The organism is Kibdelosporangium phytohabitans, from assembly GCF_001302585.1.
In the GTDB taxonomy this organism is placed as follows: domain Bacteria; phylum Actinomycetota; class Actinomycetes; order Mycobacteriales; family Pseudonocardiaceae; genus Kibdelosporangium; species Kibdelosporangium phytohabitans.
Window position 1 is genome coordinate 4,062,190 of the sequence record NZ_CP012752.1, and the last position, 13,000, is coordinate 4,075,189.

At 68.6% G+C, this 13,000-nt stretch carries 10 protein-coding genes; 3 read left to right on the forward strand and 7 right to left on the reverse strand.

Going from position 1 to position 13,000, the window contains the following annotated elements:
* Window positions 1-8 precede the first annotated feature (8 nt).
* The 3 genes from AOZ06_RS18570 to AOZ06_RS18580 are packed head-to-tail and all read right to left on the reverse strand — an operon-like array spanning window position 9 to window position 2,611.
* Window positions 9-1,046 (reverse strand): CU044_5270 family protein, encoded by a 1,038-nt coding sequence (locus tag AOZ06_RS18570; RefSeq protein WP_054290561.1) that lies wholly within the window; start codon window positions 1,044-1,046, stop codon window positions 9-11.
* The gene (locus AOZ06_RS18575; RefSeq protein ID WP_054290562.1) at window positions 1,043-1,618 is read right to left on the reverse strand and encodes an RNA polymerase sigma factor; all 576 of its coding nucleotides are present in this window, start codon (window positions 1,616-1,618) and stop codon (window positions 1,043-1,045) included. The genes AOZ06_RS18570 and AOZ06_RS18575 overlap by 4 nt, the downstream gene beginning before the upstream one ends.
* 57 nt (window positions 1,619-1,675) lie before the next feature.
* Entirely contained in the window at window positions 1,676-2,611 is a 936-nt protein-coding gene (locus AOZ06_RS18580; RefSeq protein ID WP_054290563.1) for a LysR family transcriptional regulator, read from the reverse strand.
* A 100-nt stretch (window positions 2,612-2,711) separates the two neighbouring features.
* Here AOZ06_RS18580 and dnaE point away from each other — a divergent pair, with 100 nt between their 5' ends.
* Window positions 2,712-6,236 carry a DNA polymerase III subunit alpha gene (dnaE, locus tag AOZ06_RS18585; RefSeq protein WP_083471780.1) on the forward strand — a complete coding sequence of 1,175 codons (3,525 nt, stop codon included), beginning with the start codon at window positions 2,712-2,714 and terminating at the stop codon, window positions 6,234-6,236.
* Between the two features lie 23 nt (window positions 6,237-6,259).
* Here the strand turns inward: dnaE and AOZ06_RS18590 are convergent, their stop codons facing one another.
* The gene (locus AOZ06_RS18590) at window positions 6,260-7,213 is read right to left on the reverse strand and encodes a cyclase family protein (protein WP_179950827.1); all 954 of its coding nucleotides are present in this window, start codon (window positions 7,211-7,213) and stop codon (window positions 6,260-6,262) included.
* A gap of 67 nt (window positions 7,214-7,280) precedes the next feature.
* On the opposite strand from AOZ06_RS18590, the gene AOZ06_RS18595 reads away from it, so the two are divergent.
* Window positions 7,281-8,279, forward strand: a complete 999-nt coding sequence (locus AOZ06_RS18595; protein WP_054290565.1) for a DUF695 domain-containing protein — start codon at window positions 7,281-7,283, stop codon at window positions 8,277-8,279.
* On the opposite strand, the gene AOZ06_RS18600 is transcribed toward AOZ06_RS18595, so the two are convergent.
* Both AOZ06_RS18600 and AOZ06_RS18605 read right to left on the reverse strand, forming a co-directional pair.
* Window positions 8,263-9,531, reverse strand: a complete 1,269-nt coding sequence (locus tag AOZ06_RS18600) for an aspartate aminotransferase type Ic (RefSeq protein WP_054290566.1) — start codon at window positions 9,529-9,531, stop codon at window positions 8,263-8,265. The genes AOZ06_RS18595 and AOZ06_RS18600 overlap by 17 nt on opposite strands.
* 237 nt (window positions 9,532-9,768) lie before the next feature.
* Window positions 9,769-10,239 (reverse strand): serine/threonine-protein kinase, encoded by a 471-nt coding sequence (locus AOZ06_RS18605; protein ID WP_054290567.1) that lies wholly within the window; start codon window positions 10,237-10,239, stop codon window positions 9,769-9,771.
* A gap of 106 nt (window positions 10,240-10,345) precedes the next feature.
* Between AOZ06_RS18605 and AOZ06_RS18610 the strand changes: the two genes are divergently transcribed.
* Window positions 10,346-11,419, forward strand: coding sequence for a phospholipase D-like domain-containing protein (locus AOZ06_RS18610; protein ID WP_054290568.1), 1,074 nt, complete (start codon window positions 10,346-10,348; stop codon window positions 11,417-11,419).
* Here the strand turns inward: AOZ06_RS18610 and AOZ06_RS18615 are convergent.
* Window positions 11,380-12,975 (reverse strand): NAD(P)/FAD-dependent oxidoreductase, encoded by a 1,596-nt coding sequence (locus AOZ06_RS18615; protein ID WP_054290569.1) that lies wholly within the window; start codon window positions 12,973-12,975, stop codon window positions 11,380-11,382. The two genes, AOZ06_RS18610 and AOZ06_RS18615, sit on opposite strands and share 40 nt — an antisense overlap.
* Window positions 12,976-13,000 lie beyond the last annotated feature (25 nt).

The window sequence follows — 13,000 nt, forward strand, 5'->3', positions numbered from 1 at the left end:
GGATCTGCTCACGAGGTGGCGCCAAGGGTGCTGACCACCGACGTGGTGATCGTGCTCGCGCCGATCTCGGTGCCGGGTTCGATCGCCGGGTTGGACGGCTGCGGCCCGGCCAGCGTGCGCGTGCCGATGAACTCGCCGGTGACCATGTCGATGACCAGTTCCTGGCGTTCGCGCTGGTCGTCGAGGCCGAGCGCGACACCGCTGCGCCCGTCCACTGTGGTCCGCCGCTCGATCACCCTGACACCGGGGATCAGGGCGAGCGCGCGGTACCACTGGGCGCGCAACTGCGCGGTCATCAGGCCACGCGTGAGCGCGTCGATTCCGGCCTTGAACATCATCGACGGCTTCTGCGGACCGTACTGCGTGGCCAACGCGTCCAGTTGTTTGTTCAGCTGCACGGGATCCCGCGGCAGCGCGGCATAGAAATCGAATCGGTCCAGCGTGTCGCATTCGATGCCACCCGGGCCCGCGGGAGCACCGATGTTCTTGCACCTGCCGGTGCGCGTCTCGTCGGGCACCCGGGACGCGGCGATGCGCGCGCCCGCGTCGGCGGGCATGTCCGCCAGGTTCTTGGGTTCACCGATGCTCGTGCGGCGGATCTGCCGGATCCCGTTGGGGACTGCGGGGATCCAGCGCTCGATCAGCTCCTCCTGCAGGTACGGGTAGATGGTCTTCTTCTTGGTCCCGTCCGGGACGCCGTAGGTGATCCACCTGCGTTCGGCGACGTAGCGGTACTGGCCGGGCTCGATCGGTTTGTCCACCGCGCCGACGTCCGTGATGTCCGCGGCCTTGTTGAGCACTTCCGGCGCGGAGGCCAGCGGGAGTTCCTCGCCGGGAGACGGCGCGGTCCGGACGACCACGACCGCCGCGGCCAGTGCGATGGCACCGGCCGCAGCCGCCACCGGGATCGCCCACCGGCGCCTGGCCCGCCGCGGCCGGACGCCGTCGATCTCGTCCATCAGCCGCTGTCGCGCGTCGGCCAGGCCGGCGGGGGCGGCACGGGCATCGCGGTGCAACATCGCGAAGGCCTCGTCGAGTTCCTTCATCGGGCGGCGTCCTTCGCGGAGTTCGTGAGCAGGGTCTGCAGACGGGTGCGCAGGCGGTGCAGGCGGGACCGGACCGTGCTCGCCGGGATGCCCAGTGCGTCGGCCACCTCCGCCGGTTCGAGACCGGCCCACGAGGTCAGCAGCAGCACGTCCCTGTCCTGCTCGCTGAGCTTGGCCATGGCGGCCGAGAGGGTGCGCATGTGCGCGGCGGCGTCGACCCGGTCGGCCACCAGCGTGTCGTGGTTCTCCACGGTCGGTTCGGCCGCGCCTGCCTTCGCTGTCAGCCGGAAACCGCGTTCCTCCCGCCGGGCGTGGTTGCGCAGGAGGTTCGTGGCGATGCCGTACAGCCAGCTGCGCACGGTTGCCTGTTGCGGGTCGTACGTCGTGCGTCTTCGCAGCGCGATGAGGAAGGTCTCCGCGACGAGGTCGTCGGCCACGTCGGCGCCGACACGGCCGGCGAGGTAGCTCCGGATCGGCCGGGCGTGCTCGTCGAACAGCCACGCGAAGACCTCCTTCGGATCTCGCGTGACCAGGTCGGGCCGCTCAGCTCGCTCGCCGATGTGGATCACGATATGAGTTGTCGCGAACCCCCACCCGCATCACCTTCGCCCACCCGAGTGAGGCGCAGGTCACATCGTGAGGTGCCGGTCGGCTTCCGGGAGCCACACCTGCCCGGCGCGCGGTGGCTGGTAACCCCGGCGGACGTACTCGATCAGTTCCGGCAGCGCCGAGTGCGGCTTGCGCCGGTGCCACAGCAGCGAACACAGGTAGGACGGCACCGGCGGGTCGATCGGGACGCGGACCACGCGGGAGTGCCGGGGCAGCGCCACCAGCGCGCCGACCAGCCCGACCGTGGCCGGGAATTCGGCGAAACGGCCGACGAAATACTCCCAGCCGAAATCGGGACCGCCGGTGTCGATGTGCAGGCCGAATTCCTCGGCGACCCGGTCGTAGAATTCGGCCCATTCACTTCCCGGCTCGTTTCCCGGCATCCAGATCCGGGTGCCGGACAATTCCCGCATCGCCACACTCGATCGTTTCGCCAAGGGGTGCTCGACGTTCACGAGCACCTCGGAGGCCTCGAGGTACGCGGGGATGGCGGCGATCCCGTCCTGCTCGAGCGAGCCGACCACGCGCGCGAACGCCGCGTCCACCGTGCCAGCCTTGAGCGACTCCCTGGCTTCCCTGAGGCCGCGGGACGGCACGATCTCCAAGCCGATGTTCGTCGTGGCGTGGAACCGGCGAACGAGTTCGGTGGACGCGAGGCGCGTGTCGAGCACGTCCACTCGCAACGGCAAACGCTTGCCACGCAACATGTCCACCGTCTGGTCGGCCAGAGCCAGCAGCTTGCGCGCGTGCGGAAGGAATGCCGCGCCCTCCTTGGACGGCGTCGTGCCCGACCGCAGCCTCGACAGCAGGACCGTGCCGTACTCGGCCTCGAGCTTGGCGATCCGCCGTGACACCGCCTGCTGGGTGATGCCCAGCTCCGCCGCGGCCTCGCCGAAGTGCCCGAAGTCCGCGACGGCCACGAACGCCCGCACAGCGGCCAGGTCCAGATCGCTCACGGGCGCAACATTAGCCTGCCTTGGCAAGACAATTGTTGGTTGTCGCGGTGAGCGTGTCGTTTGTTTGCCCGCGCGGTGCCGTTTCGGCTCGAATACGCCGGTGTCCTCCTTCGTTCACCTGCACGTGCACACCGAATACTCGATGCTGGACGGCGCCGCGAAGATCGGGCCGCTTTTCGGCGAGGCCGCCCGGCTGGGGATGACCGCGGTGGGCATGACCGACCACGGGACCATGTCCGGTGCCGACGAGTTCTTCCAGGTCGCCACGAAGACCGGGATCAAGCCGATCATCGGGGTGGAGGCGTACCTCGCGCCCGGCAGCAGGCTGCACAAGAAGCCGGTGTTCTGGGGCCAAGGCGGTGACGTCGTCGGCGGCGATGTCTCCGGCGCCGGCGCCTACACCCACATGACGATGCTGGCGCGGGACGCCACCGGACTGCGCAACCTGTTCAAGCTGTCCTCGCTGGCCAGCGTGGAGGGCTACTACCGCAAGCCGCGGATGGACCGCGAACTGATCGCCGCGAACGCCGAGGGGATCATCGCGACCACCGGCTGCCCGTCCGGCGAGGTCCAGACCCGGCTGCGGCTCGGTCAACGCGACGAGGCACTGCGCGCGGCAGCCGACTACCGCGACATCTTCGGCCGGGACAACTTCTTCGTCGAACTGATGGACCACGGCCTGACCATCGAGAAAGTGGTCCGCGACGGCCTGCTGGAGATCGCGGCCAAGCTCGGCCTGCGCCCGGTGGCCACCAACGACTCGCACTACGTCACCAAGGACCAGGCCGACGCGCACGCCGCGCTGCTGTGCGTCCAGGCGGGCAAGACCCTCAACGACCCGACCAGGTTCAAGTTCGACGGCGACGGCTACTACCTGCAGTCCGCCGAGGAGATGCGCGCGTACTGGGACACCGAGGTTCCCGGCGCCGCCGACACCACGTTGCTGATCGCCGAACGGATCGAGTCGTACGCCGAGGTATGGGAACACCGCGACCGGATGCCGCTCTACGAGCCGCCCGCGGGGCACGACGTGCAGTCGTGGTTCCGCGCGGAGGTGATGCGCGGGCTCGGACGGCGGCTGCCGGGTGGCGTGCCCGGCGAGTACGTCCGCCGGGCCGAGTTCGAGATCGACGTCATCGTGCAGAAGGGATTCCCGGCGTACTTCCTGATCACCGCCGACCTGATGAACCACGCGCGGGAGGTCGGCATCCGCGTCGGCCCCGGCCGTGGCTCCGCGGCCGGATCGCTGGTGGCGTACGCGATGGGCATAACCAACCTCGACCCGATCGAGCACGGCCTGCTGTTCGAACGGTTCCTCAACCCGGAACGCGTGTCCATGCCCGACATCGACATGGACTTCGACGACCGCCGCCGCGGCGAGATGGTGCGGTACGCGACCGAGAAGTACGGCTCCGACCGGATCGCCCAGGTGATCACGTTCGGCAAGATCAAGACGAAGGCGGCGATCAAGGACGCCGCCCGCGTCCACTTCGGACAGGCCGGGTACGCCGTCGCCGACCGGATCTCCAAGGCGCTGCCGCCGCCGGTCGCCGCCAAGGACATCCCGCTGTCGGGCATCACCGACCCGAAGCACGAGCGCTACCCGGAGGCCGCCGAGGTCCGTGCGCTGATCGAGAGCGACGCGGACGTCTCGACGATCTTCGAAACCGCGCGCGGCCTGGAGGGACTGATCCGCAACGCGGGCGTGCACGCCTGCGCGGTGATCATGTCGTCCGAGCCGCTGATCGACGTGATCCCGTTGTGGCGCAGGGACGACGGCGCCATGATCACCAGCTGGGACTACCCGTCCTGCGAGGCCATCGGCCTGCTCAAGATGGACTTCCTCGGCCTGCGCAACCTCACGGTGATCGGTGACGCGATCGACAACATCGAGGCCAACCGCGGTGAGACCGTCGACCTCGACGGCCTCAGGACCGACGACGGGAAGACCTACGAGCTGCTCTCGCGAGGCGACAGCCTCGGCGTGTTCCAGCTCGACGGCGCCGCCATGCGCGACCTGCTGCGCCGGATGCGTCCCACCGGTTTCGAGGACATCGTGGCCGTGAACGCGTTGTACCGGCCGGGACCGATGGCGATGAACACGCACAACAACTACGCCGACCGCAAGAACGGCAGGCAGGCGGTCGAGCCGATCCACCCAGAACTGGCCGAGCCGCTGCGCGACATCCTCGCCGAGACCCATGGCCTGGTGGTGTATCAGGAACAGATCATGCAGATCGCCCAGCGCGTCGCCGGTTTCTCGATGGGCCGCGCGGACGTGCTGCGCCGCGCGATGGGCAAGAAGAAGAAGGAAGTGCTGGAGAAGGAGTTCGAGGGCTTCCGGGAAGGCATGCGCGCCAACGGTTTCTCCGACGCTGCCGTGCAGGCGCTGTGGGACACCATCCTGCCGTTCGCCGGGTACGCGTTCAACAAGTCGCACGCCGCCGGATACGCGCTGGTCGGCTACTGGACCGCGTACCTCAAGGCCAACTACCCGGCGGAATACATGGCGGCGCTGCTGACCTCGGTGTCGGACAACAAGGACAAATCCGCTGTCTACCTGTCCGAATGCCGTCAGCTCGGGATCAAGGTCATGCCACCGGACGTCAACGAGTCCGCCCACCGGTTCGCCGCGGTCGGCGACGACATCCGCTTCGGCCTCGGCGCGGTCCGCAACGTCGGCGCCAACGTCGTCGACTCGATCACCGAGACCCGCGCGGTCAAGGGCAAGTACAGCTCGTTCAGCGACTTCGTCGAGAAGTCGGAACTGGTGTGCTGCAACAAGCGCGTCCTGGAGTCCCTGATCAAGGCCGGGGCGTTCGACTCGTTCGAGCATCCCCGCAAGGCGCTGTTCGACGTGCACGAGGAAGCCGTCGACGCCGTCGTGGGGCTCAAACGGCGCCAGGCGATGGGCCAGTTCGACCTGTTCGGGTCCACACAGGACGAAAGTGACTCGTCACCGTTGGCGCACTTGCGGTTCACCGATGACGAATGGCCGCGCAAACAGCTGCTCGGGCTGGAACGGGAGATGCTGGGGCTGTACGTCTCGGCGCACCCGCTCGACGGCGCCGACCACGTCCTGCGCAGACACGCGCCGAAACCGATCGCGGCGCTGCTGGCCAACCCGCCGCGTGAGGGCGAGGTCGTCATCGCCGGGATGATCTCCTCGCTGGAGCGCCGGGTCAACAAGAAGGGCGAGAGCTGGGCGATCGCCGCGGTGGAGGACCTGGACGCCGCGATCGAGGTGCTGTTCTTCCCCAAGAGCTACAGCGTCCTGGCCGCCGACCTGCTCGAGGACGCGGTCGTGCTGGTCAAGGGCAGGGTGAACTGGCGGGAGGACAAGATGTCCGTCTTCGGATCCGACCTGGGCACACTGGACGTCAGCGTCACCGAGGAACCACCGCTGACGCTGGAGATGCACGCGACCGACGTGGACCGCGACGCGGTCGCCGAACTGCGCTCGACCTTACGCGCGCACAGCGGCACCACCCCGGTACGCATCGTCGTACGGCACGCGCGGCGGCGCACCACCCTCGCGGTCGACGACTACCCGGTGACCGTCAGCTCGGCGTTGCTGGGTGAGCTGCGATCCGTTCGGGGAGTGAAAGTGGTGGCAGCAGACTGAGAACCGTTTCCTCCGTGCCGTGGTCAGAATGTGGCGATCGGGTTCACCGGGCTGCCGGACGTACCGGCGAAGCGGACCGGCGCGACGGTGAGGTGGAAGTCCCACTGGCCGAGTTCGGCAGCCGTCCGCACGCACGCCTCCAGGTCGCAGTTGTCCAGCAGCCACAGGCCCATCGCGACGAGGCTCACGGCGTGAACCGGCATCAACACGTCGTCGTACCCCGACGGCTGAACGTCCTGAGGCGTGTCGGCGCCGATCAGCGCGACCTCCCGCGCATGCAGCCACGGCAGGCAGGACGCGTGCCAGCCGGCCTGCGTGAAACCGGCTGTCGCGCCGGTCTCGTGCCGGGCGCGGCCGAAGCCGGTCCGCAGGAGCACCGCGTCACCGGGGCCCACCCGCACGCCCTGACGGCGTTCGGCCTCCTCGAGGTCCTCGGGGAACACGCCCTGCCCCGGCTCCAGCCACGGCACATCGCGGACACTCGCGATGTCCAGCAGGACACCACGTGTGACGATCCCGTTCGCCGCCGCCGTGACCGCCGCCCACGCCGATCCTGTTGCGGCGTCGACCAAGTCGTGCGGTCGTCCGTTGTACATCTTGCCGTCCCAGTAGAGGTGGCACGGCGAGTCGATGTGGGTGATGGTGTTGCCGTGGAACGAGATACCGAGCCGCTCGGACGAAAAGCCCCAACGCCGGTCGTTGTGGAACGGCGGCGGCATGTTCCCGGCGCCCGGCATGTCGGCGGCGCACGGGCACGTCGTCGTCGACCGCTCCATCTCCTCCGGTACGGCGACTTCCCACGCGCACGACACGCTCTTGCCGTGGCGCACGGCACGCGCCGCCGCCAGCCGGGCGTCGTCGGTGATGTGGTTCAGAGTTCCGAGCTCGTCGTCGTCGCCCCACCGTCCCCAGTTCGACAACGTGCCGAAGTACCCGAACACTTCGTCCTGTGTGGGCAATGGCCGCCCTGCCGTCATCCCAGCATCTCCTTAGGTCAGGCGGTACGGTACGGCACCCCGGCGGTGCGCGCTCCAAGGTGGCCCGGTGAGTGGGAACGAGCGGATCGCCGGGTTCTGGCGCTGGTGGGCCGGACGGTCGGACCGGATCGCCGCCGCCATCGGCGCGGGAACCGTGCCGGAGTGCAGCGACGAGATCTCCGCGCAAGTGGACGCGTTGCACCAGGACCTGCAATGGGAGCTGGCGCCTGGCCGCCGCGCGCAGCACGCGCTGGTCGTCACAGCAGGCGGCAACCCCGAACTGCGACCACTGGCCGAACGCTGGTTCCGTACCGCGCCGCAGGGCGATCCCGTGTGGGAGTACCGCCCGGCGCGCGCCGCCGACCCGCAGGCGCTGCGGCACGACCTGGCGTCCGGGCCGCACACGCTCGGGCTGGACCAGACCGAACTGGCCATCGCGATCGACGAGGACCGCCAGCTGCTCGACGTGAGCGTGCACCACCCGCTGTTCACCGACATGCCGGAAGAACCGCGCAACCGCGTCTCGTACCTCGTCCTGGACTGGCTGCTGGGTGAGGACGGCGTGGAACGCTGGGTCGGCGCGATCGAGTCCGTCGTCGAACGGCCGGACGACGCACTGCCCGCCGAAGCGCTCCCGGAGATCGTCGACGGCCTGGCCGAGCGCAACCCCGACGGCAAGTGGGCGATGCTGGAGGGACGCGGCGAGGACGGGTCCGTGCTGCTGGTGACCGCCCGGCGACCGCTCAAGTGGATCGACTACCCGCTTTTCGACCAGCACATCGGCGTGACACTCGGGTACACCGAGCAGCACCCCGCCGGCCTGCCGTCACCGGAGGCGCTGACGTGGCTGCGTGAAGCCGAGGACGAGCTGACCGGCATCCTCGGCGACAGCGCGGTCCTCGCCGCCGTGGCCACCGTCAACGGCCAGCGGACGTTCCACCTGTACGCCGACAGCCAGGACCGGACCGCCCGCGACCGCGCGTCGAAATGGACAGAAGCGACGCACGGTGCGCGGGTCGAGGTCTACACCGATCCGGGCTGGCGGACCGTCAGCCGTTTCGCGTGAGCTTCTCGTAGCCGACGAGCCGGACGCAGGTCGCGACGCCGTCGATGGCCTGCTCCAGCTCGGCCATGTCCGGGAAGGTCGGCGCGATCCGGATGACGCTGTCGGCCGGGTCGTCCTTGTACGGGTGCGTCGAACCGGCCGGGGTCAGCGCGATCCCCGCCTCCTTGGCCTTGGCCACGACGTCCTTCGCGCAGCCGTCGGGCACGTTCAGCGTGACGAAGTAGCCGCCCTTGGGCTGCGACCAGGTCGCCAGGCCGTCGAGCTGCTTACCGAACACGCGTTGGACCACGTCGAACTTCGGCTGGATGATCTCGCGGTGCTTGCGCATGTGCGCGCGGACGCCGTCGGCGTCACGCAGGAACAGCACGTGCCGCAGGTGGTTGATCTTGTCCGGCCCGATCGAGCGCTTGCCGCTGTGGCCCAGCAGCCACTTCACGTTGGCCTCCGACGAGCCGAAGAACGCCACACCGGCCCCGGCGAGGGTGACCTTCGAGGTGGAGCCGAACACGAACACGCGGTCCGGGTTGCCGGCCTGCGCGCAGGCCGAGAGGATGTCGGCGACCTGGACTTCCTCGTCGGTCAGGTGGTGCACGGCGTACGCGTTGTCCCAGAAGATCCGGAAATCCGGGGCAGCGGTCGTCATGGCGGCGAGGCGGCGGACGGTCTCGTCGCTGTAGGTGGTGCCGTCCGGGTTGCTGTACTTCGGCACGCACCAGATGCCCTTGATCCCGGCGTCCTCGCTGACCAGGCGCTCGACCTCGGCCATGTCCGGGCCGTCGGCGGTCAGCGCGACGGGGATCATCTCGATGCCGAACCGCTGGCACAGGTCGAAGTGCCGGTCGTAGCCGGGAACCGGGCAGAGGAACGCGATCCGCTCCTCGTCGGCCCAGCGCCGCTCGGCGCCGGGCAGCACACCCAGCAGCGAGTGCACGACGCTGTCGTGCATCAACTCGAGGCTGGAGTTGCCCTGCGCGAGCAGTTGCGAGGCCGGGACCTGCAGCAACTCGGCGAAGATCGCCCGCAGTTCGGGCAGGCCCTGGCCGCCGCCGTAGTTGCGGCAGTCGGTGCCGTCGGCGGCCCGGAAGCCATGGTCGCCGGGCAGGCCGAGCAGGTCGTTGGCCAGGTCGAGTTGTCGTGCCGACGGCTTGCCCCTGGTCAGGTCCAGCTTGAGGTTCTTCTCCAGCAGCGCGGCGTAGTCCTTCTTGGCCGCTTCGAGCCGGGCTGACACGTCGTTGTTCAGGTCAGTGGTCACGGGGACTTCCTTTGGGGCTTGCCGTTGGCGTCACCGGAACGTTATAAGGCGGCCGGATCGGGCCACGAACCGGTGCCCGTTTCAATCCCCGGCCCGGCCGAGACGCGACTTCGATGAGGATTCCCAGGCCCACCCGGCCATGATGAGGGCGACAGGGCCAACAGCACACCGAGGCCCCCGCCCGCTGCGGCTCCGGCGCGTCCTCCAGCAACACCGCCGAGAACGGCGCTGCCTCGTTCACCCGCCGGAACGGTGAGACGCCCTCGACCGCGTAGTACAGCGTCGCGCCAGGCGAGAACAGGTCGCTGGCAGCACTGTCCCGTCTTCGGCCAGCATGACGTTGGCGGGCTTGACATCCCTGTGCACGACACCCGCGCCGTGTGCCTTCACATGGTCGTCCAATGACGAACCGTCGATCAGGTCCATGACAATCCACGGCAGACCGTCCTGCACGAGGATGTCGTGAATCGCGACGATGTTCTCGTGCTTGCGCAGGCGGGCGGCGTTGCGGGCCTCGCGGGTGGCGCGTTCCAGCCGTTCGGCGCGTTCGGTCTGTGACAAACCACGTGGCAGATCCAGCTCTTTGACCGCGAAATCCAGTCCAAGCGCCTCGCGGTGTGCGCGCCAGACCGTTCCGAAACCACCCGACCCGAGTTCCGCCACCAACCGGTAACGCCCGCCGGCCACGTCACCCCGCGCGGATGTCATGCGACGGGGTTTCCCATGCCGTTGTCGGCTTCGGCGGTCGATGCGGAAAAACACTTCAGTAGAATCGGCTGACGGGGCACCTGGCCGAACAAGAAGGGGAGGCCTTGTGGGCGAGGGCAGCAGGTTGCGCGCGAAGACTGCCAATTTCTTCGTCGCCTGGGTTCAGCGGCGACGTTATTACGCCATCATCGCGGCCGCGCTGATCGTGGTGACTGTCGGTTTGTTGTTCTTTGCCAGATCATTGTCCGACTACGGCAAGAATCTCAGTCTCAACCTCGGTGCCGACCTGATCGGCACCATCGTCGTGCTGTTCCTGATCGCGCCGTTCCTGACCAAGGCCGACCGGCTCAACGAGGCCGTTCTCGACCGGTTCAACCACCGGGCGTTCATCCGGCAGGCCGCGGGCGCCCGGCACCAGATCAAGATCATGGAACTCTGGACGGACCTGCTGCAGGGCGGCTACCAGGACGAGTTCCTCGCCGCGCTCAAGGAAGTGCTCAGCCGCAAGGTCGAGGTCCGCATCCTGCTGCTCGACCCGGACGCGCGTGCCGCCGAGCAGCGCGCGGACGACCTGTTGCAGCAGACCGACGTGGTCGACAACATCCTGGACAACCTGCGTGTGCTCAACGAGTTCAAACGCGACCTGCCCGAGCACATGCGCAAGTACCTCGACGTGCGCATCTACTCCGCGCTGCCGCCGGTGCAGATGTACCGCGTGGACGACCACGTGATCGTGTCGTTCTACCCGGTCAACATGACCTCGTGGAACGCCGCCCAGTACCAGACCAGCCCGCAGGCGCAGCTCGGCCAGTTCGTCGGCACCAAGTTCGACGAGCTGTGGGACGCGCGCAGCACCCGCTGGCTCGACCAGTTCTGGTCGCTGGTCCTCGAGGACGAGCAGGGCGAGCGGTACGAGACCCGGTTCGTCGCCGTGGACGAGCAGATCTACGTCAGCGGCCGCAAGATCGTGGAACGCAACCTGCGCAGCGGAATCGACGGCATGCCGGTGTGGATCGTCGACGGCAACTCCAAGGGCGAGGTGCACCGGTCCCGGCGGTACCTGCTGACGCCGCTCGACCAGACGTCAGCGGATCTCGCCGTCGCGATCGACCACTTCAACCGCAAGTACGGCGCCACGCATCAGGACGTGATCCTCAGACTGACGTCGTCGCCCGAGTAGAACCGCCGAAGCCTCGACGGGTGGAAGCGGGTGTGCATCTCGTGCCGCTGTCCTCGTAGCGCGGCGAGGACAGCGTCCGCGACAGCGGGGGACTGCGTGAACCCACCGGTGTTGTGGCCGCCGGTGACGATGAGCGTGCCGCCGCCGCGGGTTCGCATCGTCTCGAACACGCCGAGGCACGACGCCGTCCACGGCCGGACGCACAGCTTGCGGCTGGCCGCGAGCGTGCCCGCTTCCCGTGCCGCCGCATGGGCTTTCGGGAAGAACCGGCGGATCGTGTCGGCCAGCGCGTCGAACAGCATCTCCAGTTCGGTCGAGTCGATGTTGCCCGGGTCCGTTCCGGTCCAGCCGTATCCGGCGCCGCAGATCAGGATCGGCTCGCCGTCCGGGCCGGTCCCCAGCGTCACGTTGGTCTCCTCGGCCCGGTGGCCCTTGCGGGCGATCTTCACCGAGTGATCCAGCCGCGGCTCGACGTTCGGCACCGTCAGCCACACGCCGAGCATGCCCATGATCTGACCGTGCGATGCGGTGCCGCGCAACAACTCTTCGCCGTACGCGCCAGGAGACAGGACGTAGTGATCGCCGCGGACGACCGTGTCTCCCGCGAGCACGCCGTCCGGCACGCCCGCAGCCGCCCACTGGATACCGGTGATCGTTGTGTCCCAATGGAAGCGGACGCCCTCGGCGGACAGCAAGTCAACCAGCCGCGCCATGAACTTGTGGATGTTCACGGTGAAGCCGACGACCTCGATGCCACCGGCGACCGGCGCGTCCGCGAGCGCCGGGTAGTCCACGCGGACCTGTTCGGGCGTCAGGACTTTCCGGGTCGCGCCGAGCCGTTCGTTGCGCTCGACGTGCCAGCGGTAGTAGTCGTCGTCGGTGTACAGCCGCAGGATGCCGTCGCGGTATCCGTCGAACAAGCCGGGGTCGGAGGCCATCAGCCGCTCCCAGCCCTCGCCCGCGGTCCGGTTGGCGTCGAAGATGTCCCGCGTGTAGCTGTCGGCGAGCCACGCGGGGATGCGGTGGAACTCGTCGGCCCAGTCCAGTTCCCCGGCTGACAGCCCGCCCGGTTTGGCCACGAGCCAGCCGTGGTCGGTGACGGACCGGGTGAGCAGGTCCTTCGACGGCCACGACCGGCTGTTGTAGCTGTCGGCCTCGGTGAGTGTGAACATCCGGCCGTCCCCGCCGCCGCGGGTGCAGCCGTACGCCGTCCAGTCGGCGTCCGCGCGGGGATCCGGCGAGCGCTCGTACACGTCGACCTGATACCCGGAACGCGCCAAAGCCAAGGCGGAAACCAGGTTGACGACTCCGGCGCCGACCATCACCACGGCACGGCCCGCGGTCGCCGTCGGGACGGGTACGCGGTCGGCGAAGTCCCGCTCAGCGGCAGCCAGCGCGGCGCCGACGTCGCCGTCGGGCCGGACGACGGCGTCCGGCTTGAGATCTTCGATCACTTGCGCGACGACGTCGTCACTCGCGGTGACGAGATCCGGCCGGTGGATCACCGCCGACTCGCCTGATGTCCCGGTCGACGGGTGGATCAGCAGGATGCGCACCGGTTCTGCCTTCGCTCGCTCTCAC